Source organism: Xanthomonas sp. XNM01 (assembly GCF_014851915.1).
Taxonomy (GTDB): Bacteria; Pseudomonadota; Gammaproteobacteria; order Xanthomonadales; family Xanthomonadaceae; genus Pseudoxanthomonas.
Window position 1 is genome coordinate 230,741 of sequence record NZ_JACVAP010000001.1, and the last position, 22,492, is coordinate 253,232.

The 22,492-nt window shown below is 71.5% G+C and carries 23 protein-coding genes; 16 read left to right on the top strand and 7 right to left on the bottom strand.

From position 1 onward, the window contains the following. Nucleotides 1-59 precede the first annotated feature (59 nt). The 4 genes from IB242_RS01040 to IB242_RS20725 all read left to right on the top strand — a co-directional run bounded on the left by IB242_RS01040 (nt 60) and on the right by IB242_RS20725 (nt 3,632). Nucleotides 60-920: a YicC/YloC family endoribonuclease gene (locus tag IB242_RS01040; protein ID WP_192275341.1), complete on the top strand. Its 861-nt coding sequence runs from the start codon at nt 60-62 to the stop codon at nt 918-920. A 2-nt stretch (nt 921-922) separates the two neighbouring features. After that, the gene (gene gmk / locus IB242_RS01045; protein WP_192275342.1) at nt 923-1,537 is read left to right on the top strand and encodes a guanylate kinase; all 615 of its coding nucleotides are present in this window, start codon (nt 923-925) and stop codon (nt 1,535-1,537) included. A 136-nt stretch (nt 1,538-1,673) separates the two neighbouring features. Further along, nucleotides 1,674-1,973, top strand: coding sequence for a DNA-directed RNA polymerase subunit omega (rpoZ, locus tag IB242_RS01050; protein ID WP_192275343.1), 300 nt, complete (start codon nt 1,674-1,676; stop codon nt 1,971-1,973). A gap of 141 nt (nt 1,974-2,114) precedes the next feature. Continuing rightward, on the top strand, nt 2,115-3,632 hold the full coding sequence (locus IB242_RS20725; RefSeq protein WP_192275344.1) for a tetratricopeptide repeat protein: 1,518 nt from the start codon (nt 2,115-2,117) through the stop codon (nt 3,630-3,632). A 27-nt stretch (nt 3,633-3,659) separates the two neighbouring features. Here IB242_RS20725 and IB242_RS01060 read toward each other — a convergent pair whose 3' ends face one another. After that, complete coding sequence (locus IB242_RS01060; protein WP_192275345.1) at nt 3,660-5,771, bottom strand: glycosyltransferase; 2,112 nt, start codon at nt 5,769-5,771, stop codon at nt 3,660-3,662. A gap of 96 nt (nt 5,772-5,867) precedes the next feature. Here IB242_RS01060 and mrcB point away from each other — a divergent pair, with 96 nt between their 5' ends. The 6 genes from mrcB to IB242_RS01090 all read left to right on the top strand — a co-directional run bounded on the left by mrcB (nt 5,868) and on the right by IB242_RS01090 (nt 13,121). Next, the gene (mrcB, locus tag IB242_RS01065) at nt 5,868-8,279 is read left to right on the top strand and encodes a penicillin-binding protein 1B (protein WP_192275346.1); all 2,412 of its coding nucleotides are present in this window, start codon (nt 5,868-5,870) and stop codon (nt 8,277-8,279) included. A 7-nt stretch (nt 8,280-8,286) separates the two neighbouring features. Continuing rightward, on the top strand, nt 8,287-8,811 hold the full coding sequence (locus IB242_RS01070; RefSeq protein ID WP_192275347.1) for a hypothetical protein: 525 nt from the start codon (nt 8,287-8,289) through the stop codon (nt 8,809-8,811). Between the two features lie 55 nt (nt 8,812-8,866). Next, the gene (locus IB242_RS01075; protein WP_192275348.1) at nt 8,867-10,948 is read left to right on the top strand and encodes an ATP-dependent DNA helicase; all 2,082 of its coding nucleotides are present in this window, start codon (nt 8,867-8,869) and stop codon (nt 10,946-10,948) included. Continuing rightward, nucleotides 10,945-11,655, top strand: coding sequence for a tRNA (adenosine(37)-N6)-threonylcarbamoyltransferase complex dimerization subunit type 1 TsaB (gene tsaB / locus IB242_RS01080; RefSeq protein ID WP_192275349.1), 711 nt, complete (start codon nt 10,945-10,947; stop codon nt 11,653-11,655). Before IB242_RS01075 ends, tsaB begins: the two co-directional genes overlap by 4 nt. A gap of 397 nt (nt 11,656-12,052) precedes the next feature. Beyond that, a complete protein-coding gene (locus IB242_RS01085) occupies nt 12,053-12,670 on the top strand; it encodes a sigma factor (RefSeq protein ID WP_192275350.1) in 618 nt (205 codons plus the stop codon). A 73-nt stretch (nt 12,671-12,743) separates the two neighbouring features. After that, entirely contained in the window at nt 12,744-13,121 is a 378-nt protein-coding gene (locus IB242_RS01090; RefSeq protein ID WP_192275351.1) for a VOC family protein, read from the top strand. A gap of 72 nt (nt 13,122-13,193) precedes the next feature. On the opposite strand, the gene IB242_RS01095 is transcribed toward IB242_RS01090, so the two are convergent. Then, complete coding sequence (locus IB242_RS01095; protein ID WP_192275352.1) at nt 13,194-13,916, bottom strand: SGNH/GDSL hydrolase family protein; 723 nt, start codon at nt 13,914-13,916, stop codon at nt 13,194-13,196. Nucleotides 13,917-14,144: 228 nt separating this feature from the next. Here IB242_RS01095 and IB242_RS01100 point away from each other — a divergent pair, with 228 nt between their 5' ends. The 6 genes from IB242_RS01100 (at nt 14,145) to IB242_RS01125 (ending at nt 18,175) form a co-directional block, all read left to right on the top strand. Further along, the gene (locus IB242_RS01100) at nt 14,145-14,525 is read left to right on the top strand and encodes a diacylglycerol kinase (protein ID WP_192275353.1); all 381 of its coding nucleotides are present in this window, start codon (nt 14,145-14,147) and stop codon (nt 14,523-14,525) included. Nucleotides 14,526-14,550: 25 nt separating this feature from the next. After that, nucleotides 14,551-15,300 carry a TerC family protein gene (locus IB242_RS01105; RefSeq protein ID WP_192275354.1) on the top strand — a complete coding sequence of 250 codons (750 nt, stop codon included), beginning with the start codon at nt 14,551-14,553 and terminating at the stop codon, nt 15,298-15,300. Nucleotides 15,301-15,427: 127 nt separating this feature from the next. Next, a complete protein-coding gene (gene lgt, locus IB242_RS01110; protein WP_192275355.1) occupies nt 15,428-16,309 on the top strand; it encodes a prolipoprotein diacylglyceryl transferase in 882 nt (293 codons plus the stop codon). Next, nucleotides 16,306-17,100 (top strand): thymidylate synthase, encoded by a 795-nt coding sequence (locus IB242_RS01115; RefSeq protein WP_192275356.1) that lies wholly within the window; start codon nt 16,306-16,308, stop codon nt 17,098-17,100. Before lgt ends, IB242_RS01115 begins: the two co-directional genes overlap by 4 nt. Continuing rightward, a complete protein-coding gene (locus IB242_RS01120) occupies nt 17,100-17,675 on the top strand; it encodes a hypothetical protein (protein WP_192275357.1) in 576 nt (191 codons plus the stop codon). Before IB242_RS01115 ends, IB242_RS01120 begins: the two co-directional genes overlap by 1 nt. Next, complete coding sequence (locus IB242_RS01125; protein ID WP_192275358.1) at nt 17,672-18,175, top strand: dihydrofolate reductase; 504 nt, start codon at nt 17,672-17,674, stop codon at nt 18,173-18,175. Before IB242_RS01120 ends, IB242_RS01125 begins: the two co-directional genes overlap by 4 nt. A gap of 67 nt (nt 18,176-18,242) precedes the next feature. Here the strand turns inward: IB242_RS01125 and IB242_RS01130 are convergent, their stop codons facing one another. The 5 genes from IB242_RS01130 to IB242_RS01150 form a co-directional block, all read right to left on the bottom strand. Next, complete coding sequence (locus IB242_RS01130) at nt 18,243-18,803, bottom strand: DUF1287 domain-containing protein (RefSeq protein WP_225539938.1); 561 nt, start codon at nt 18,801-18,803, stop codon at nt 18,243-18,245. A 35-nt stretch (nt 18,804-18,838) separates the two neighbouring features. After that, nucleotides 18,839-19,690, bottom strand: a complete 852-nt coding sequence (locus IB242_RS01135) for a symmetrical bis(5'-nucleosyl)-tetraphosphatase (protein WP_192275359.1) — start codon at nt 19,688-19,690, stop codon at nt 18,839-18,841. A gap of 10 nt (nt 19,691-19,700) precedes the next feature. After that, complete coding sequence (apaG, locus tag IB242_RS01140; protein WP_192275360.1) at nt 19,701-20,087, bottom strand: Co2+/Mg2+ efflux protein ApaG; 387 nt, start codon at nt 20,085-20,087, stop codon at nt 19,701-19,703. A 99-nt stretch (nt 20,088-20,186) separates the two neighbouring features. Further along, nucleotides 20,187-20,969, bottom strand: coding sequence for a 16S rRNA (adenine(1518)-N(6)/adenine(1519)-N(6))-dimethyltransferase RsmA (gene rsmA, locus IB242_RS01145; RefSeq protein WP_192275361.1), 783 nt, complete (start codon nt 20,967-20,969; stop codon nt 20,187-20,189). Nucleotides 20,970-21,054: 85 nt separating this feature from the next. Continuing rightward, nucleotides 21,055-22,467 (bottom strand): sigma-54 dependent transcriptional regulator, encoded by a 1,413-nt coding sequence (locus tag IB242_RS01150; protein ID WP_192275362.1) that lies wholly within the window; start codon nt 22,465-22,467, stop codon nt 21,055-21,057. Nucleotides 22,468-22,492 lie beyond the last annotated feature (25 nt).

Here is a 22,492-nt window from a genome sequence, read left to right on the forward strand (position 1 = left end):
GTGCCCTCGAAAGGCCGGCTAGATTACCATTCGCGCCTTACTCCCGACCGGATGTCGGCATGATCCGTAGCATGACCGCCTTCGCCAGCGGCGAACGCGTCACTCCCTGGGGCACGCTCGGCTGCGAGCTGCGTTCGGTCAACCACCGCTTCCTCGAGCTGGGCCTGCGCCTGGCAGACGACCTGCGCGCGCTCGAACCGCTGCTGCGCGAGCGCGTCTCTGCGCGCATCCAGCGTGGCAAGCTCGATCTGGTGCTGCGCCTGCGTGCGCCGGACAGCGCGGCCGGCGTCACCGTCAACCAGGCGCTGCTCGATGAGCTGAGCGAGCTTGCGCTGAAGCTGGATCCGCGCTTCCCGCGGCTGCAGGTCGAGTTCACCCAGCTGCTGCAGGTGCCGGGCGTGCTGCAGGCGCCGGTCGCCGATGCCGAGGCGCTGCAGGCCCAGGCGCTGGCGCTGCTGGACGAGGTGCTCGACGAGTTCGTCGCCGCGCGCGGTCGCGAAGGTGGCAAGCTGGCCGCCGCGATCGCCGAGCGCGTCGATGGCGTCGAGCGCATCGCCGGCGAGGTCCGTACCCTGATCCCGGCGATCCGCGACGGTCAGCGCGCCAAGCTGGCCGCGCGTCTGGCCGACCTGCCGCATCCGGTCGATCCGGGCCGCGCCGAGCAGGAGCTGGTGCTGTGGCTGCAGAAGCTGGACGTGGACGAGGAGCTGGACCGGCTGTCCAGCCACATCGTCGAGATCCGCCGCATCCTCGGCCAGGCCCAGCCGGCCGGGCGGCGCCTGGATTTCCTGCTGCAGGAATTCAACCGCGAGGCCAACACGCTGGGCTCGAAGTCGGTCGACGCGCGCACCTCCAATGCCGCGGTCGAGCTGAAGGTGTTGATCGACCAGATCCGCGAACAGGTGCAGAACATCGAATGAACATGCGCGGCACGCTTTTCATCGTCGCGGCGCCGTCGGGCGCCGGCAAGAGCAGCATCGTCAACGCGGTGCTCAAGCGCGACCCGCAGGTGGCGCTGTCGATCTCGTTCACCTCGCGCGCGCCGCGCCCGGGCGAGCGCCATGCCGAGCATTACCACTTCGTCAGCGAGGCCGAGTTCCTGCGCATGATCGATGCAGGCGACTTCTTCGAGTACGCCCGCGTGCACGGCGACTGGAAGGGCACCGCGCGGCAGTCGGTGGAGCCGCAGCTGGCCGCCGGCCGCGATGTGCTGCTGGAGATCGACTGGCAGGGCGCCGCCCAGGTCCGGGCCAAGGTGCCGGACGCGGTCAGCATCTTCATCCTGCCACCGTCGCGCGAGGCGCTGGAGCAGCGCATGCAGGCGCGCGGGCAGGACAGCGCCGAGGTCATCGCCAGGCGTCTGGCCGCCGCGCGCGAGGAGATGTCCAACTACCCGGCGTTCGACTACGTGATCGTCAACGAGGTGTTCGACACCGCGGTCGACGAGATGTGCGCGATCTTCGTCGCCAGCCGCCTGCGCCGCGGCCAGCAGGAACAGCGCCACGCCGGCCTGGTGAAGGCGCTGCTTGCCGGCTGAGTGCGGCCGCCGGCAGCTAAGCGATTGATCCCAAAGGGCTGTTCAGCCGGGTTGCTTGCTGCTGCGGCACGGGGCAGGTACACTCCGCGCCCATTCCCCTCCGAACGCGTGGCGACCTGGTCGCCCTGGAATCCATATGGCCCGTATTACCGTTGAAGATTGCCTGGAAGTGGTCAACAACCGCTTCGAACTGGTCATGATGGCGTCCAAGCGCGCCCGCCAGCTCGCCAATGGCGTGAACGCCACGCTGGACAACAGCGAGAGCGAGGACAAGCCGACCGTCCTGGCCCTGCGCGAGATCGCCGCCCGCACCATCGACAATGCCCTGATCGACGAAGTCGAGAAGGCCGAGCGCGAGCGCGCCGAGCGCGAGGCGCTGGAATGGGCGGCCGCCGAGGTCGTCGCCGACGACGACCTGTCCAAGGGCGACGACTGATCGCCAGCCCGGTTCCGGCCGGCACTGCAGCATCCGACGGCCCGCCCAGTGCGGGCCGTTCGCGTTTGAGCGGGCACGCGACGTGCACGGTGGTTGCACGGCCGCGGGCTATGCTGCGCCGATGCTGACGGCTGGCCTGCAGTGAACATCCAGGAGCGCGTGCGACGGCTGCGGGCCCACGTGGTCGCGCTGCCCTGGCCGCAGTGGCTGCGCACGCGTGGCATCTGGCTGCTGTGCGGGGTATTGGTGACGCTGCTGGTGCTGTTGGCAGTCCGTCGCCCGCTGGCCGAACTGGTCTGGCCGGACAGCCGCATCCAGCTGCTGCTGGACGAGGGCGAGCGGGCGCTTGCTGCCGGCCGCCTGGACGTGGCCGACGGCAATGGCGCCAGGCAGAAGTTCGAGGCCGCCCAGGCGCTCGACAACGATCGCAGCGAAGCCCGCGACGGATTGTCGCGGGTGGCCGCCGCCGCGCTGGCCGGGGCCGAGCGTGGGCTGGAGGCCGGCCGTCTGGACGAGGCGCGCCGACAACTGCGGCTGGCCCGCGAGCTCGAGCTGCCACGCGACCGGATCGAGCCGGTCGAGCGTCGTCTGCACCGGCTGGCGCGTGCGCGGATCGATCCGGCAGACGCGATGCGGCGCGCCGACGCTGCGCTCGCCGCAGGCGACCCGGATACGGCATTGCCGCTGTATGCCGAGGTGCTCGAGGTCGAACCGCACGCGATCGCAGCGCTCGAGGGCAGGGAGGATGCGCTGAGCCTGCAGCTGGAGCGGGTCGATGCCGCGTTGCGGGTCGGCCAGCTGGACGATGCGGTGCGCTGGCTGCAGGCCGTGCGCCGGCAGGACCCCGGCCATGTCGGCCTGCCGGACGCGCAGGCCCGGTTCGCCCAGGCGCTCGAGCAGGCATTGCGCGCGGCCGGCGACGCGCTGCGGCAGGGACACGCCGAGGTCGCCGCCCGCCAGTACTTGGCGCTGCAGGTGGTGGCGCCCGACGAGGCCGGCGTGCGACAGGGCGCGCAGCGGACCGCGGTCGTGCTGGTTGCCGACGCGCTGGGGCAGGTGCAGGCCTCGCGCTTCGAGCAGGCCGAGCAGACGCTGCAGCTGGCAAACGCGCTGGCGCCGGGCACCGAGGGCGTCGCGCGGGTCGGACATGCGCTCGAGGAGGCGCGCAGGCTGCAGGGCGCCGCTGCGCCGACGGCGCTGGACGGGCCGGCGCGTGCGCGGTTGCGCGGCGCGCTGGACGCATTCGCCCGGGCAATGGCGCGCGACGCGCTGGTGACGCCTCCGGGAGACAGCGGCTACGACCACCTGAAGACGGCACAGGCGCTGGCGCCGGCCGACGCGGAGGTGCGCGCGGCGGCGCTGGCGCTGAAGGCCGCGGCGCGCGGCTGCGTGGAGACGGCGCTGCGCGACAACCGGCTGCGGCATGCGCAGGCGTGCCTGGATGCGTGGCGGCTGGCGGCCCCCACCGATCCGGCGCTGCTGCAGGCACGCTCGCGCATCGCCCAGCGCTGGCTGGCGATCGGCGAGGAGCGGCTGCGTGCCGGCGAGATCGAGGTGGCCCGGCAGACCCTGGACGCGGCCCGGGCGATGGACCCGCACGCGCAGGGCCTGGAGCCGTTCGCCGAACGCATCGCGCGGGCGCACAGCGGCGTGCGCTGATCGGGCGGCGTCAGCCGCGACGCCGCTTCATTCCAGGAACACGCGCTGGACGACCGCACGGGCCGCATCGAGCGAGAAATGGCGCGCCACGTTGTCCAGACCCGCCCGGGCCTGCCGCTCCCACCGTCCACGGTCGCCGTACAGCGCGACGACCGCGGCCGCGAATCCCTCGGCGCTGTCGGCCACCACCACGTCCACGCCATCGCGCAGGTGCATGCCCTCCACCGCGCAGGTGGTGGCAACCACCGGCTGGCCGTGCGCCATGCTCAGGTTGACCTTGCCCTTGACCCCGGCACCGAAGCGCAGCGGGGCGACGGCGATCCGGGCGCCGTCCATGTAGGGCGTCAGGTCCGGGACGTGGCCATGCACGACGATGCCGGGCTCGGCGGAGAGGGCGCGGACCGCCTCCGGTGGTTCGGCGCCGATGCAGTGGAAGCGCACGCCGGGCAACTGCGCGTGGACGTGCGGGAAAACCTCGCGTGCGAACCACAGCACCGCATCGACGTTGGGCGGATGCCGGAATCCACCCACGAACACCAGGTCGTGACGCGCCTCGAACGCACCGCCGCTGCCCGCGATCTCGTGCAGGTTCGACAGCACCTCCACCCTGAGTGCGGGCGCATCCATGCCCAGCTGCGTACGCTCGTCGTCGCTGACCACCAGGGTCAGGTCGGCCGCGGCCATCGCCGCCAGTTCGCGCTCGCGGGTTGCATCGGCCGCGCGCAGGGCCGCCGCGTCGCCCGCGAGGCGGGCGCCACGCTGTTCGCGCAGGTAGTGCAGGTCCACACTGTCGAGCACCAGGCGCGCCTGCGGGGCGAGGCGGCGCAGCAACGGCTGATAGACACCGGCGACATGGTGGCGGCTGAGCACGATCACATCGAAACGCGCCGCATGCCGCTTGAGCCAGTCGGCCGCGCTGGTGGCGAACGGCGCGTACCAGGTCTCCACGCCGAGCGCCTGCAGCGCACGCGTGGCATCGCCGGCATGGGCGAGGTCGGTCGGCAGGAAGGCGACCTGCGCGCCGGCACCGGTGAGCATCCGCAGCAGGTTGACCTGGCGCAGCGAGGCCGAGTCGCGGTCCGGGCGCGGGATGGATTCGTCGATCAGCAGGATCCGGCGCCGCCCCGCGCCGAGCGAGGCCGGGTCGGGAATCGTGGCCGGCGACGGGTGGCGCCGCAGCGCTTCTGCCCGGTGCGCTGCGAACACGCCGCGGTTGCGTACCTGGTAGGCCTTGATGCCGCTGCCCGGGTCGGTGCCGGCGGTCGTGCCTTCGTCATGGACCACGCGGCTGCCGGGTTGGTACAGCACGCGGTGCCCGGCCGCCCGGACCGCGAATGCCAGGTCGGTGTCCTCGTAATACGCAGGGGCGTAGCGCGCGTCGAAACCGCCGACCCGCGCGAACAGTGCGCGCGGGATCGCCAGCGCGGCACCCGAGCAGTAATCGGCGTCGCGCAGGAACGCGTAGCGCGGATCGTCGGGCGACTCGAAGCGGCCGTAGCTCCAGGCGCTGCCGTCGTTGAAGACCACGCCGCCGGCTTCCTGAAGGCGGCCATCGGGATACAGCAGCTGGGCGCCGACCAGGCCGGCACCGGGAACGGTGTCGAAGGTGTCGAGCAGCGCATCGAGCCAGCCGGGCTGGGGGAGCGTGTCGTTGTTGAGGAACACCAGGATGTCGCCGCGCGCCAGCGACGCGCCATCGTTGCAGGCGGCGATGAAGCCGCCGTTGGCGGAGCGGCGGTGGTAGCGCAGACCGCCGATCGCCGTCATCCAGTCGGCGGTCGCGTCGCTGCCGCCGTCGTCGACGACGATCACCTCGCACCGCGCTGCAGGCGCATGGGCGGCCAGTACGCGCAGGCAGGCCAGGGTCGCCTCGCAGTGGTTGTAGACCGGGATCACGATGCTTGCCCGTGCTGCGTCATCGCTCAGCTGGGCTGGCAGTGCGAACGCGGCGAACGGCGTCGCCCGGGGCAGGAACAGCGCGCTGCGCGGCAGGGTCGGCGGCGGTCGCAGCTGCAGCAGGGCCCGCTGCCAGGTCGCGCGCCAGCCCCGCGCGCGCAGGCTGGACAGGCCGCGACGGAGGAGGCTGCGGATGCGCGCCAGCCAGAAACGGGCGTCGGCCAGCGGTGATGGGGCATGCATCCGGGGTCACAACTCCGACTGAAGGGGAAACCGGCCGCGACGCTGGCAGCGACAGGGCTGCGCTAGACTCGGCCGACCGCCCATTCTTGCATTGCCGTGCCACGACGTTACGAACCGGAACACAACGACGACCTCGACGACGAGGTCGCAACCCCCGGCTGGCGACGCTGGCTGTGGACGGGCGCGCTGGCGGTGGGCGGCATGGCGGCGGGATTCCTGATCCCGTACATGCTCTACCTCAACCATGAGGTCAGCGAGCGCTTCGGCGCGCTGCAGTGGCAGATCCCGACCCGTGTCTACGCGCGCCCGCTGCAGCTGGCGCCGGGTGTGGCGATGGATGCCCGCACGTTGAAGACCGAGCTGGACGCGGCGGGCTATCTGGAGGACGAGGCCGGGCAGCGCCAGGGCAGCTATCACGCCGATGGTGGCCGCTTCACGATTTCCAGCCGCGGCTACGTGGACGTGGATGGCCAGGTGCCGGCGCGGCGGATCGAGGTGAGCCTCTCCGGCGGCCGGGTCGCGGGCCTGCGCGACGCGGAGAGCCGCAAGGCAATCAAGGCGGCACGGCTGGATCCGGCCCGCATCGCCACCCTCTACGGCCAGCGCCAGGAAGAGCGCCGGCTGGTGCGCGTCGAGGAAGTGCCGGAGCTTCTTGTCACCGGCCTGCAGGCGGTGGAGGACGGCGATTTCGCCCACCACCACGGCATCGACATCCAGGGCATCGCGCGCGCGATGTGGGTCAACCTGCGCGCCGGCGAGGCGCGCCAGGGCGCCAGCACGCTGACCCAGCAGCTGGCCCGCAGCGGCCTGCTCGGCATCGGCAAGGAACAGACCTTCAGCCGCAAGTTCAACGAGGTGCTGTACGCGCTGATCCTGGAGATCCGCTACGACAAGCCGACGATCCTGGAGACCTACCTCAACCAGGTCTACCTGGGGCAGCGCGGCGGCCAGGCGATCCACGGCGTGGCTTCCGGTGCGGAGTTCTGGTTCGGGCGCGACCTGGACACGTTGAGCACCGAGCAGGTCGCGCTGCTGATCGGCCTGGTCAAGGGGCCGTCCTACTACGATCCGCGCCGGCATCCGGAGCGGGCGCTGGAGCGCCGCAACATCGCGCTGATGGTGCTGCACGGCAATGGCCTGATCGACGCGGCCGAGTACGAGCGCGCGCGCAACGCGCCGCTGGGCGTGACCAGGCAGCCGGGCGTGGCCGCGGCCAACCGCTTCCCGGCCTACATCGACCTGGTCCGCCGGCAGCTGGCCAACGACTACCCGGAAAGTGCGCTGCAGGGCGCCGGCCTGAGCGTGCTGACCGGCATGTCGCCTTCCGCCCAGGCCTATGCCGAGGGCGCGGTGGTGCGCACCATCGAAACCCTGCAGACCGGCAAGCGGCCGCCGCTGCAGGCCGGCGTGGTGGTCACCGATACCCATGCCGGCGACGTGGTGGCCGTGGTCGGCGGGCGCGATGTGACCGTGCACGGCTTCAACCGCGCGGTCGAGGCCGAGCGCCCGGTCGGCTCGCTGCTCAAGCCGTTCGTCTACCTGCTGGCGCTGGCCCAGCCGCAGCGCTGGTCGCTGGCGAGCTTCGTCGAGGACACCCCGGTCACGGTGCAGCTCAGCCGCGGCAAGACCTGGTCGCCCGGCAATGCCGACAACCGCAGCCACGGCACGGTGCGGATGGTCGATGCCCTGGCCCATTCCTACAACCAGGCCACGGTGCGGATCGGCATGCAGGTCGGGCCGGAGCGCCTGGCGCAGCTGGTGCGGGTGCTGGCCGGCCTGCAGGCCGAGCCGAATCCGGCGCTGATCCTGGGCTCGACCGACCAGAGCCCGTATGCGATGGCGCAGCTGTACCAGTACCTTGCGTCCGGCGGCGAGATCCAGCCGCTGCGCAGCGTGCGTGGCGTGCTCGATCCCGAAGGCCGCCTGCTCAAGCGCTACGACACCACCCCGCCACCCGCGCAGGAGGGCGACATGATCGCCGCCAACCTGATCAGCGTGGCCCTGCAGCAGACCGTCACCAGCGGCACCGCCGCCCAGCTGCAGCGCGACGGCCTGGGTCGGCTGTCGGCCGCCGGCAAGACCGGCACCAGCAACGACAGCCGCGACAGCTGGTATGCCGGCTACACCGGCGACCATCTGGCGGTGATCTGGATGGGCAACGACCAGAACGAGCAGACCGGCCTGTATGGCGGCACCGGTGCGATGCGGGTCTGGTCCGGCCTGTTCTCGCGCTTGCCGAGCGCGCCGCTGCGGGTGCCGGAGAAGGGGCTGGACTGGCAGTGGGTGGAAGCGCAGGGCACCTATCTCACCGATGCCGACTGCCCGGGCGCGCGCCGCTTCGCATTCGTCGCCGGCAACGCACCGCCCTACGCGCCCTGCACGCCGCCGGCACCGCCCGAAGGCGAGGATGCCGGGCAGGGCGAGGGTTTCTGGCAGCGGCTGTTCGGACGCGGACGCGATGCTGCGCAGGATGCTCCGCCGCCGGCTCCGCAACCGACTGGTCCATAATGCCGCCATGACGCCGTTCTCCCGTTCCCTTTCCCTCGTCCTCATCGTGGCGTGCCTGGGGCTGGCCGCCTGCCAGACCCCCGTGCCGCCGGCCCCGACCAAGCCGCACGTCAGCCCGCAGCAGCGGCTGGCCGCGGTCGCCGCCGCCGCCGGCGTGGACGACACCGAGCTCGATGTGCAGCCGCTGCGCGACCCGCAGGTCGAGGATCTGCGCGCGCGTGCGCAGCAGGCCCAGGCCGCCGGCGATTACGCCAGGGCCGCGGCCGATCTCGACCTGGCCATCGGCCATGTCGCCGACGACCCGGCCGTGCTGCAGGAGCGGGCCGAGGTGGCGCTGGCCCTGGGCGACTACGCCAAGGCCGAGACGCTGGCGCGGAAGGCGTTCGACCTGGGCTCCAGGGTCGGCCCGTTGTGCCGCCGCCACTGGGCGACGATCGAGCAGTCGCGGCTGGCCCGCGAGCAGCCCGAGAACGCCGCCTCGGCGCAGGCGCAGATCGCCTCCTGCACCGTGCCCGGCCTGATCCGCATGTAAGTGCCCGCGGCGGGCGTCGCTCCCGGGCGATGCAGCCGCAGGCGCGTGCCGTGTCATGTCCCGCCTCGCCCAAGCCAGCCGCGATGCCCTCAGCGAGGGCGGGATGCTCGCGTCCCGGCTCGACGGCTTCGTCCCGCGGCCGGCGCAGCAGCGGCTGACCGCGGCGATCGCCGAGGCGGTCGAGCACGCCGACGTGCTGCTGGCCGAAGCCGGCACCGGTACCGGCAAGACCTACGCCTACCTGGTGCCGGCCCTGCTGTCGGGCCAGAAGACGATCATCTCCACCGGCACCCGCGCGCTGCAGGACCAGCTGTACCACCGCGACCTGCCGCGGGTGCGCGAGGCGCTGGGCGTGGGGTTGCGCAGCGCGCTGCTGAAAGGCCGTGCGAACTATCTGTGCCACTACCGGCTGGAACAGGCGAAGGGGGTCGAGGCGACGCTGCCGTCGCAGCGCGGCGAGGCGCGTTTTTCCAGCACCGAGCAGGCCAGCCAGTTCCAGCGCATCATCGCCTGGAGCGGGCGCACCCGCTTCGGCGACATGGCCGAGCTGGACGGCATTCCCGACGATTCGCCGCTGCTGCCGCTGGTCACCTCCACCGTCGACAACTGCCTGGGCGGCGAGTGCCCGTTCTTCGGCGAGTGCTTCGTCGTGCAGGCCCGCCAGCGCGCACAGGGCGCCGACCTGGTGGTGGTCAACCACCACCTGCTGCTGGCCGACCTGGCGCTGAAACAGGAAGGCTTCGGCGAGATCCTGCCCGGCGCGCAGGCCTTCATCATCGACGAGGCCCACCAGCTGCCCGAGCTGGCCGCGACCTTCTTCGGCGAAGCCTTCGGCATGCGCCAGCTGCAGGAACTGGGTCGCGACTGCCTGTCCGAATGCCGGCAGACCACCGGCGCGCTGGCGCTGCTGCAGCCGCCGGTGCGCGCGCTGGATCAGGTGCTGCGCGAGCTGCGCGAGGCGATGGAGGCGCTGCCGCCGCGTGGGACCCGCTACCGCGCGCTGACCCTGCCGGCGGTGCACGACGGCTTCGAGGCGCTGGCCGCGGCGCTGGCGACGCTGCAGGACGCGCTGCAGCCACTGGTCGAGGCGTCGCCCGGCTTCGAGGTCTGCATGGTGCGCGCCCGCGACCTGCGCGAGCGGCTGGAGCGCTGGCTGGATGGCGAGGTCGCCAGCACCCTGTTCGACGATGTGCTGCCGGACGATGCTGGGCTGTTCGCTGCGCCTGCCGGCGATGCCGCGGCGCCGACCGATGCCGCAGCGCCGGTGCGCGAGGGCGAAGTGCTCTGGTACGAACTCAGCCCGCGTGGTTTCCGCTGCCAGCGCACGCCGCTGGATGTGTCGGCGCCGCTGCGCGCGCACCGCGAGGCCTCGCGCGCGGCCTGGGTGTTCACCTCGGCCACGCTGGCGATCAAGGGCGGTTTCAGCCATGTCGCGCAGCGGCTGGGCCTTGTCGATCCGGACACCCTGCTCGAGCCCAGCCCGTTCGACTGGCCGCAGCAGGCGCTGTGCTATCTGCCACCGCGGCTGCCCGATCCGAACAGCCGCGAGTTCAGCACGGCGATGCTGGACGCGGTGCGGCCGGTGCTGGAGGCCTCCAACGGCCGCGCCTTCCTGCTGTTCGCCTCGCACCGTGCACTGCGCGAGGCGGCTGCGGCGCTGCGCGGTGGTCCGTGGCCGCTGTTCGTGCAGGGCGAGGCGCCGCGTGCGACCCTGCTGCAGCGCTTCCGCGCGTCCGGCAACGGCGTGCTGCTCGGCGCGGCCAGTTTCCGCGAAGGCGTGGACGTGGCCGGCGATGCGCTCAGCGTGGTGGTGATCGACAAGCTGCCGTTCGCCGCGCCGGACGATCCGGTGTTCGAGGCGCGGCTGGAGGCGATCCGCCGCCAGGGCGGCAATCCGTTCCGCGACGAGCAGTTGCCGCAGGCGGTGATCGCACTGAAGCAGGCGGTTGGCCGGCTGATCCGCAGCGAACGCGACCGCGGCGTGCTGGTGCTGTGCGACCCGCGCCTGACCGGCAAGCCCTACGGCCGCACCTTCATGGACTCGCTGCCGCCGTTCGCCCGCACCCGCGAGCTGGCGGACGTGCAGGCCTTCTTTGCGGGACAATCCGCCATCGTTGAAGAGGATGTCCCCGGATGAAGCTGCTCGCCTTCGAAACCGCCACCGAGGCCTGTTCGGTCGCGCTGTACCTGGATGGCGAGGTCCACGAGCGCTTCGAGCTGGCGCCGCGCCGCCATGCCGAGCTGTCGCTGCCCTGGGCCGAGGCGCTGCTGGCCGAGGTCGGGATCGCGCGGACGCAACTGGATGCGATCGCGGTCGGGCGTGGCCCCGGCGCATTCACCGGCGTGCGTCTGGCGATCGCGCTGGCGCAGGGCATCGCACTGGCGCTGGACCGGCCGGTGGTGCCGGTGTCGACGCTGGCGGTGCTGGCGGCCGCTGCGGCGCAGGACGGCCCGGCGCGGATCCTCGGCGCGATCGATGCGCGGATGGGCGAGGTCTATGTCGGCGCGTTCCTGCGCGATGGCGATGCGTTGACCGCGCTCGGCGCCGAACGCGTGCTGGCCCCCGATGCGGTCGAGCCGCTGGAGGCCGTGCAGGGCGGCTGGCAGGGCGTGGGCACCGGTTTCGGCGCCGCCGACGGCCTGCTGCTGCAGCGCCTGCAACCGGCGCTGGTGCGGGCCGATGCGACCGCGTTGCCGCGCGCCGGCGTGCTCGCCCGGCTGGCGGCAGCGGCCTTCGCCCGTGGCGAGGCGGTCGCTCCCGAACGGGCCGAACCGGCGTACCTGCGCGACAACGTCGCCCTGACCCTGGTCGAACAGCAGGCGCTGCGCGATTCGAAGCGCTGAGTGCCAGGGCGCCATCCGCCATGGCGCCGTCGCGGCACCGCATCCGCTCCGGTGCGGGCACGTTCGGCGATCGGTTCGGCTGCCGCGGTCGGCGTGAGCGGTTGATCGCCGCGCCTCTGGATCGCCACGGGCCCACCCGGAAGGCACGGCCTGCCCGGGAACTCCCGCGCTTACTCCCGCTGGGGGAACGTCCTCGCACCGGTGACCTTGCCTGCGCAGGCATGAACGGCGAACCCGCACACCGCACCACGGACCGGCGATGGCAGCGAGTGCCTCGCCCGCGTCCCATCGTCGACATCGCCGCACCGCGGACGCCGCCGATGCCGGGGACGTCTCCGGTCGGGGCGTTCGTCGCATCCGCTTGCCGCCGCCGGCGCCGCGCCGCAGGATCGGCGGCATGGACCGACACGGTTACCAGGCATTGCTGGCGCAGGCGCGGCGCGTGAGCCGCAACGTCGACGATGCACACGATCTCGTCCAGGACACGCTGCTGGTGGCGCTCGACCAGGGGCGCGAGGATCCGGCGTGGCTGGCCGGCGTGCTGCGGCGGCAGGCGGCGCTGCGGATCCGCGGCGAGGTCAGGCGCCGGCGTCGCGAACACGCCGTTGCCGTGGCCGATTCCGTGCCGCCCGCGGCGGACGACAACGAGGCATCCGGGCCGCCCAGCGAGCTGATCCAGCGTCTGCCACCGGCGGCGCGGCGGGTGGCGGTGCTGGCCCTGCATGGGCTGGGTGCCGAGGAGATCCGCTGGATCCTGCGGATCTCGCCGACCGCGTTCCGGCAGCGGCTGACCGGCATCCGACGCGCGCTGGGGGCACTGCCGCCGGCGCAGCGCGCACACGCGGTGGCCCTGGCCCGGCTGCGCGACCCGCAGCGCAGCGTCGATCTGCAGTTCGGCCTGGTCCGGCGCGCGCTGAAGGCGGCGTTGCGCGGGCAGGCGATGGGCACGCACGATCCCGATGGCCATCTGCTGGTCGTGCGCGGTGCTCACACTGCGTCGGCCGGCGGCAACTAGAAGGACGTGCCGGCCCGTCCGCCGGCGCCCGGGCCGATGGCCCGGCCATCCGTTCCACCCGAGGAGTCCGTCCATGCTGACAGGTTGCAAACTCGAGACCGTCGTCTTCTTCGTCGCCAGCCTTGCCCGCAGTGTCCCCTTCTACCGCGACACCCTCGGCCTGGAGGTGCAGGCCGTGGATGGCCACGACGGCCCGTTCGCCACGGCCCAGGCCGGGCCGGTGGCGCTGGTGTTCATCGAACGGGCCGCGCGGGCCGGCGAGAGCCCGGTCGTGGTGTTCAGTCTGGAGGGCGGCATCGACGACTGCGCCGACGCGCTTGCCGCCAAGGGCGTCGAGATCGTCGTCCCGGTCAGCGAGGCGCCCGACGGTGGCCTGACCCTGGATTTCCTCGACCCGGACGGCGCCGTGCTGAGCCTGTACCAGCCGGCGGACGCCCCGCGCCGACGCTGAGCCGGCATGATCGGCCGCCCCGGCCGCGTGCCGCGGGCGGCCGGAACCGCCGCATGGATCGCCGGCCGATGCCTACCTGGCCAGATACGGCGCGACGATGCCGCGCCACAGGGCGTAGCCGTCGGCGTTGAGGTGCAGCTGGTCCTCCAGGAACAGCTCGGCGCGCGGCTGGCCGTTGCCGTCGAGCATCGGCGTGTAGATGTCGATGAAGTCGACCCCGTGCCAGCGTGCGGCCTCGGCACGGATCTGCGCATTGGCCGCGTGCGCCGCCGGCATCAGCCCGGCCCGCGCCGGGCTCGGCTTGATCGCGATGTAGGCGATCCGCACGCCGGGCAGGCCGCGGCGCACCCGTTCGACGAAGGCGGCGAAGTCGGCGCGCAGCTGCTGCGGGGTCCGGCCGCTGTTGAGGTCGTTGTCACCGGCATAGAGCACGATCAGGCGTGGTGCGTACGGGATCACGATGCGGTCGGCATACCAGGTGCTGTCACGGATCTCCGAACCGCCGAAGCCGCGGTTGATCACCGCGGTGTCCGGGAAGTCGGCGGCCAGCGTGTCCCACATCCGGATCGACGAGCTGCCGACGAACAGCACCGCGCCGCGCGGCGGCGGTTGGGCGGCGTCTTCGGCAGCGAAGCGGCGCATGTCCTGTTCCCAGTCGGGCGAGGACACCACGCCGGCGGGCGGGACCGGCGGCGCCGGCGCATCGGGCGGGGGCGTCGCGGCGAGCGGGGCGGCGACGCAGGCCAGCAGGCCAAGCAGCCCGCAGCGGAGGCGGAAAGAACGGAGACCGGGCATGACGCCCCTTCTGTTGCGGAACGGCAGGGCAGGGTGGCCCAGCCGGACGTGAAGGCGCAATCGCGTCATCGGATGCGGCAGGGGCGGGGTTCAGCGGGCGGGTGTGGCAAAATTGTCGCTTCGTACCCGGTTCCAGACCCCGCCATGTCCCCGTGCCCAGCCCGGCCCTGCGTCGCAGCGGTCCCGTTCCGCCATTCCGCCTGCGCGGCGGGGATCTGATCGATCTCCATGGCCGACGAAACCGGACACCTGCCACGCCGTCCCGGACGGATCCTCAAGGCGACGCAGTGGTCGCTGCAGGGGCTGCACGCGGCCTGGCTGCATGAATCCTCGTTCCGCCTCGAGGTGTACCTGTTCGTGGTGCTGGCCCCGCTGGGGCTGTGGCTCGGGCAGGGCGGCGTCGAGCGCGCGCTGCTGGTCGGCTCGCTGCTGCTGGTGCTGGCGGTGGAACTGCTGAATTCGGCGATCGAGGCGGTGATCGAGCGCTATGGCCCCGAACACCACGAGCTGGCCGGGCGTGCCAAGGACATGGGCTCGGCCGCGGTGTTCGTGATGATGGTCAACGTGGTGATGTGCTGGGGCCTGATTCTCGGCCCGCGGCTGCTCTGACTCTTGTTTGTGAAGGATTGAAGCGATGAATCTGGAATTCCTGGCCGACCCGAACGTCTGGCTGACCCTGGTCACACTGAGCGCGCTCGAGATCGTGCTGGGCATCGACAACCTGGTGTTCATCTCGATCGCGGTCGGCCGCCTGCCCGAGCACCAGCGTGCGTTCGCCCGCAAGTTCGGCATCGCGGTGGCCTGCATCACCCGCATCGCGCTGCTGGTGTCGCTGGCGTTCCTGGCGCGGATGGAACGCGACCTGTTCCACCTGTTCGGGATGGGCATCTCGATCCGCGACCTGATCCTGATCATGGGCGGCGCATTCCTGCTGATCAAGGGCGCGATGGAGATCCGCGAGCTGATCACCGGCGGCCACGATGACGACCCGCGCACCACCAAGAGCTCGCAGGTGTTCTGGGTGGTGATCGCGCAGATCGCGGTGATCGACATCGTGTTCTCGCTGGACTCGGTGATCACCGCGGTCGGCATGGCCGACCACATCCCGGTGATGGTCGCGGCGATCCTGCTGGCGGTGGCGGTGATGCTGCTGGCGGCCAACCCGCTGGGCCGCTTCATCGACAACAACCCGACCATCAAGATGCTGGCTCTGGCCTTCATCCTGCTGATCGGCACCGTGCTGATCCTGGACGGCTTCGACGTGCATGTGCCCAAGCCGTACATCTATTTCGCGATGGCGTTCTCGGTCATGGTCGAGGTGTTCAACCTGCTGATGCGCCGCGCCGCCGCGCGCAAGCACGTGGAAGGCGCGGGCGAGTGGTGAACCCGGCCGCGGACGCCGCCTTCATCGCGTCCGCACCGGCATGGGGCCGGGTCCCGGAGGACGGGGCCCGGTGCGATCGCAACCAGGCCGGCGCGCGCGCCGGCCGTTTCGTGGGAAGCGCTGCACGATGATCCTGCACCAGATCGATCCGATCGCACTGTCGCTGGGGCCGGTGCAGGTGCACTGGTACGGCCTGATGTATCTGCTGGCCTTCCTGGCCGCCTGGTGGCTGGGCCAGCGCCGGATCCGCCAGGGCCGGCTGCCGGGGGTGAACGCCGAGGCGTTCTCCGACCTGCTGTTCTACGGGATGATCGGCGTGGTGGTCGGCGGCCGCCTGGGCTCGATCCTGTTCTACGACCTGGACACCTACCTGCGGCATCCGCTGCAGGTGTTCATGGTCTGGAAGGGCGGCATGAGCTTCCACGGCGGCCTGCTCGGCGTGCTCGCCGCAGCCTGGTGGTGGTCGCGCAAGCATGGGCACCATTTCTTCGACACGATGGATTTCGTGGCACCGCTGGTGCCGCCGGGACTGGGCTTCGGCCGCCTGGGCAACTACATCGGCGGCGAATTGTGGGGCAAGTACACGCAGGCCGGCTGGGGCGTGGTGTTCCCGACCGGCGTGCCCGAGCCGTTCGCCAGCATGGACCCGGCGACGCTGAAGGCGCAATTCGACGCCGGCGCGCTGGACACATTCGCCCGCCATCCGTCGCAGCTCTACCAGGCCGCGCTGGAAGGCCTGGCGATGTTCGTGGTGCTGTGGCTGTTCTCGCGCACGCCGCGTGCCCGCTACGCGGTGTCTGGCATGTTCGCGCTGCTGTACGGCGTGTTCCGCTTCATCGTCGAGTTCGTACGCGTGCCCGATGCGCAGCTGGGCTATCTGGCGTTCGGCTGGCTGACCATGGGCCAGGTGCTGAGCCTGCCGCTGATCGCACTCGGCCTGTTCCTGCTGTGGCGCTCGCGCAGCGCTCCGGTGCTGCAGCCGCAGCCGCTGGCGGAGGGCAGGGCATGAAGCAGTACCTGGACCTGCTGCGGCACGTGCTCGAGCATGGCGCCGAGAAATCCGACCGCACCGGCACCGGCACGCGCAGCGTGTTCGGCTGGCAGATGCGCTTCGACCTCAATGCCGGCTTCCCGCTGGTCACGACGAAGAAGCTGCACCTGCGCTCGATCATCCACGAGCTGCTGTGGTTCCTGCAGGGCGATACCAACATCGGCTACCTGAAGGACAACAAGGTCGGCATCTGGGACGAATGGGCCGATGCCAACGGCGACCTCGGCCCGGTCTACGGCAAGCAGTGGCGCAGCTGGGAAGGCGCCGACGGCCAGACCATCGACCAGATGCAGTGGCTGGTGGACGAGATCAGGCGCAATCCCGATTCGCGCCGGCTGGTGATCAGCGCCTGGAACGTGGCGCAGCTGCCGCAGATGGCGCTGATGCCCTGCCACAGCCTGTTCCAGTTCTACGTGGTCGATGGAAAGCTCAGCTGCCAGCTGTACCAGCGCAGCGGCGACATCTTCCTCGGCGTGCCGTTCAACATCGCCAGCTATGCGCTGCTGACCCACATGGTCGCGCAGGCGACGGGGCTGGGCGTGGGCGACTTCGTGCACACGCTGGGCGATGCGCACCTGTATTCGAACCACTACGAACAGGCGCGCGAGCAGCTCGCGCGCGAGCCGAGGCCGCTGCCGCGGCTGGCGCTGAATCCCGAAGTGACCGACCTGTTCGGCTTCCGCTTCGAGGACATCGTGATCGAGGGGTACGACCCGCACCCGGCGATCAAGGCGCCGGTGGCGGTGTGATGATCCGCCGCGCGCTGGTGGCTGCCGCGTTGATGATGCCGGGCGCGGTGGCCGCCATGGCGCCGGACAGGGACGCCGGTGCGCTCGCTGCGGAGCTGTACGACCAGGCCTTCGCCCGGGCGCTGCACCGGCAGTTCGTCGTCGACGTCGCCGATCAGCTGGAGGCGCAGACGCGGCATCAGGTCGAGGTGGCGCTGGGAAGCCAGGCGCGGATCCAGGCCTGCGAGGGACTGGAACAGGCCCTCGAAGCGCTGGTGCAGGACGGGATCCGGCCTGCGCTGGAGCAGGCGCATGCGCACCCGGCGACGCGCGACGCGATGATCGCGTTCCTGGCCGGGAGCGTGCCGGTTGCGCGGCTCCGTGCGCTGCTCGTACAGGCGCGCGTCGGCACCGGGCAGGATCTGCTGTGGCTGCAGGTGTTCCAGGACGAGGCGACGCGGCAGCGCTTCGATGAGACCATCGCTGCCTCGCCCCTGAACATGCGGACCAACGAGGAAGCGCATGCGCGTCTCCTGACGGCCTCGGTTCCGCTGGCGCCTACCGTCCAGCGATGCGTCGACGCGGGGGCGCAATGAGGTCGCCGCGTCTGGTGCTGGTTGCCGCGCTCGACCGCAACCGCGGGATCGGGCGCGGCAATGCGATGCCCTGGCACCTGCCCGACGATTTCCGGCATTTCAAAGCGCTGACCCTCGGCCACCCGATCCTGATGGGCCGGCGCACCGCCGAGTCGCTGGGCCGCGCGCTGCCGGGCCGCCTGAATCTGGTGCTGACCCGCAGCGGCCAGGTGCCGTTCGATGGCATGCAGGCGGTGGCCTCGCTGGAGGCCGCGATCGCTGCCGCCACGGCGCAGGGCGGCGAGACGTTGTGCGTGATCGGTGGCGGCGAGGTCTACGCGCTGACGCTGCCGCTGGCCGACGTGCTGCAGCTGACCCACGTCGACACCGTGGTCGAGCGCGCCGACGCGTTCTTCCCGGAATGGGATCCGGCGCAGTGGCGTGCCGTGTCGCGCGAGACGCACCCGGCCGATGCGCGGCATGCGCATGCGTTCGAGTTCGTCGAGTACCGGCGGGTCTGATCGATCCTGCCGCGACGCGACGCGACGCGACGCGACGCGACGGACCACGCTGCGCGGCCGGCGTCGCTCAGTGCTGGACGGGGCGGAGCTGCGGCCGGTAGTGGCCGATGATCGTGTGATCGAACAGCAGATCTTCTTCGCGGGTGCCGCGGGCGATGTTGTGCAGGATCAGCGGTGTACCGGCCGCGCTGCGCCGGTCGGAGACGATGCCGATGTGCAGCGGGCCGCTGCGCAGGCGCCAGGCGACGATGTCGCCCGGTTTGAAATCGGCGGCGACCGTGCCGCTGCGCAGCTTCCAGCCCTGGCGTTCGAACCAGCGCATCTGGTTGGGCACGCGCCGGTGGTCGATGTTGCGGTCCGGCGCGCTGGCGCCCCAGTCGCGTGGATACGCGCTGAAATGCGCGCGCATGTCCTCGTGGATCGTGCGCTGCAGGTCCACGCCCTGCACGCGCAGGGCGCGTACGACCACGTCGGTGCAGACGCCGCGGTCATCGGGCACATCGCCGTCCGGATACGCCAGGCGGACATAGGCCGGGTCGTAGCGCACCGTGACGCCCACCTGGCTGCGCGCGGCCTCGACCAGCGCCGGCGCCGCGGATGCCGACAGCGCCGCCGCGGCCAGCAGCAATGCCAGGAGCGGACGCAGCCGCCGCGCCGCGCGCTTCAATCGTGCCCCGGGCGTGCCGGCAGGCCGGACACGTCGCGGCCCGGCGACTGCACCAGCTGCAGGTCCTCGCTGTCCAGCCGCAGCGCGGTGAGCTTGCCGCCCCAGACCGCGCCTGTATCGATCGCGTGCACGCCCTGGGTGATGGTCAGGCCGAGCGTGGACCAGTGGCCGCAGACGATCTTCAGGTCGCGTTCGACCCGTCCGGGCGCCTCGAACCACGGGTACAGGCCGGGCGCCTGGGTGCCGGGCGTGCCCTTCTCTTCGATCGCGATGCGTCCGCGCGGCGTGCAGTAGCGCGCGCGGGTGAACCAGTTGATCGTCGCGCGCCAGCGGTCATGGCCGCGCAGGCCCGGCGACCAGTTGGGCTTGTCGCCGTACATCGAGCGCAGCAGGCCGCGATAGCCGTCGCCGCGCAGCTGCTGCTCGACCTCGCCGGCGTACTTCTCCGCCTGCTGGGTGGTCCACTGCGGGGCGAGACCGGCGTGGATCATCATCCAGCCCAGATCGCGGTCGACATGCGCCAGCTTCTGCCGGCGCAGCCAGCCCAGCAGCTCGTCGCGGTCGTCGGCGAACACCACCCGCTGCAGGTCCGGGTTGACCTTGCGGCGCTCGGCCGGCGCGCGCTCGCCGATCGCTAGCAGCGACAGGTCGTGGTTGCCCAGCACCACCACGCTGCAGTCGCGCAGCGAGTGGACCAGGCGCAGCGTCTCCAGCGACTGGCCGCCACGGTTGACCAGGTCGCCGCAGAACCACAGCCGGTCCTGCGCAGGATCGAAGCGGATCTTCTCGAGCAGGCGCTGGGTCGCGTCGTAGCATCCCTGCAAGTCGCCGATGGCCCATGTACTCATCCGGCGGCCCTCAATGCAGCGTCCGCGGGACGGTCAGCAGGAACGGCGCGACCTGCGCGTCGAACCGCGTGCCGTCGGCGGCGAGCATGTGGTAACGGCCGTGCATCGCGCCGTCGCCGGTCTCCAGCACCACGCCGGAGGTGTATTCGTAGTCCTCGCCCGGATCCAGCCACGGCTGTTCGCCGACCACGCCATCGCCGTGCACTTCCTCGGTGCGGCCATTGCCGTCGGTGATGATCCAGTGCCGTGCCAGCAGCTGCGCGGCGACGCGTCCGCGGTTGTGGATGCGGATCGTATAGGCGAACACGAAGCGGTCCTGCTCCGGTTCGGACTGGTTTTCCAGAAAGCGCGGCGTGACGTGCACGTCGATCGCGTAAGGGGCGGGGGCCTCGTCCATGGCGACAGTGTAAGCAAAAGGTGGGAAAGACTGGTGTGCGCGCGCTTCACGTTGCTGCGCGGATGTCGCCGCCGTCGCAGGAGCGGCGGCCGCGCCGCGTCACGCCTGCGGCGCGTTGGCCAGGGCGACGAAGCCGGCGACCTCGATCTGTTCGGCGCGCGCATCCGGGCTGACCCCGGCGGCCTCGAACTGGGCCGGGCCGCACACGCCGTTCAACGCATTGCGCAGCGTCTTGCGGCGCTGGCCGAACGCGGCGCGCACCACATCGGCGAAGCGGCGGCGATCGACGATGCCGACCGTGGCCGGATCGCCCGGGATCAGCCGCACCACGGCCGAATCCACCTTCGGTGCAGGCCGGAACGCGCCCGGCGGCACCACGAACAGCGGCTGCACCTGGCAGTAGGCCTGCAGCATCACGCTCAGGCGGCCATAGACCTTGCTGCCCGGGCCGGCGCCCATCCGGTCGACCACTTCCTTCTGCAGCATGAAGACCATGTCGCGGATCGCCGCGGCGTGCTCCAGCGCATGGAACAGGATCGGCGAGGAGATGTTGTAGGGCAGGTTGCCGGCCAGCTTGATCGGCGTGCCGGCGGCGAGTCCGGAGAAGTCGACCTGCAGGACGTCGCGGTGGATGATGGTCAGCTCGCCGACGCCCTCGGCCATCCGGGTCAGCGGCGCGATCAGGTCGCGGTCGAACTCGATCACGGTCAGGGCGCCGTGCCTGCGCAGCAGCGGCAGGCTGATCGCGCCCTGGCCGGGGCCGATCTCGACCAGCCGGTCGCCGGGTTTCGGGTCCACCGCCTGGACGATGCGCTCGATGTAGACGCGTTCGTGCAGGAAGTTCTGGCCCAGGGATTTCTTGGCCTGATGATGCGTGCTCATGCGCCATTATCGCCGGATCGGGCACGCCGTGCCGACCGCGCGGCCTGCCCGTGGGGCTGCATCGAACGGCCCGCCGGCGACGGGATCAGTCCATCCCCAGCTTCTTGAGCTTGTAGCGCAGCGCCCGGAAGGTGATGCCGAGCTGGGCCGCGGTCCGGGTCTTGTTCCAGCGGTTCTCCTCCAGCGCCTTCTGGATCGCGGCCCGCTCGAGCTGCTCGATGTAGGACGGCAGCGCGCCGCCGGCCGGGTCGATGTCGATCACCGCCTCGCCGCCGGCGGTGTGCAGCACCGGCGCGCCGGCATGCGTGACCGGCGGGGCGGCCGGGCTGCGCACCAGCGTCTGCGGCAGGTGCAGGTCGGAGGCGTCGATGCGCTCGTCCTCGGACAGCGCCAGCGCACGTTCGAGGATGTTCTCCAGCTCGCGCACGTTGCCCGGAAAGGCATAGTCGGCCAGGGTGGCGAGCGCCGATGCGGTCAGTTCCGGCGCGGGGCGGCCCTGCGCCTGGGACAGCCGCGCCAGGATGGCGCCGGCCAGCTGCGGCAGGTCGCCGGTGCGCTCGCGCAGCGGCGGCACGCGCAGCTCGATCACGTTGATGCGGTAGTACAGGTCGTGGCGGAAGCGGCCGTCGGCGACCAGCTGGCCCAGGTCCTTGTGGGTGGCCGACAGGATCCGCACGTCCACCGCCACCTCGCCGGGCGCGCCGACCGGCCGGACCGATTTCTCCTGGATCGCACGCAGCAGCTTGACCTGCATCGGCAGCGGCAGTTCGGCGACCTCGTCCAGGAACAGGGTGCCGCCGCTGGCGGCCTGGAACAGGCCGGGCTTGTCGGCATGGGCGCCGGTGAAGCTGCCCTTGCGGTGGCCGAAGAACTCGCTCTCCATCAGCTCGGCGGGGATCGCGCCGCAGTTGACCGGCACGAACGGCCCGGACGCGCGCGCGCCCTGCTCGTGGATGGTGCGCGCGACCAGCTCCTTGCCCACGCCGGACTCGCCCAGGATGTAGACCGGGGCCTGGCTGCGCGCGACCTTGCCGATCGTGGCGCGCAGGGTCGCCATCGCCGGCGAATCGCCGAGCAGCCGGCTGGCCTGTTCCGGCGGCGGGCCGGCCGGTTTCGGGCGCTCGCTGTTGTTGAGCTCCAGCGCGTGCTTGACCAGGCCGCGCAGCACGCTCAGGTCGACCGGCTTGCTGACGAAGTCGAAGGCGCCGGCCTTCAGTGCCTCCACCGCCAGGTCCATGCTGCCGAAGGCGGTGATCATCGCCACCGGCGTGCGCGGGTACTGGCGCGCGATCTCGCCGACCAGCTCGATGCCGTTGCCGTCGGGCAGGCGCATGTCGGTGAAGCACAGGTCGTACGGCGTGCGCGCCAGCTGCTCGCGCGCCTCGGCGAGGTTGGCCGCGGTATCCACGCGCAGCCCCATCCGGCCGAGGGTCAGCACGAGCAGCTCGCGGATGTCGCGCTCGTCGTCGACGATCAGTGCACTACGGTTCGCATTCATGAAACGAACGATAAACGGTGTCGAT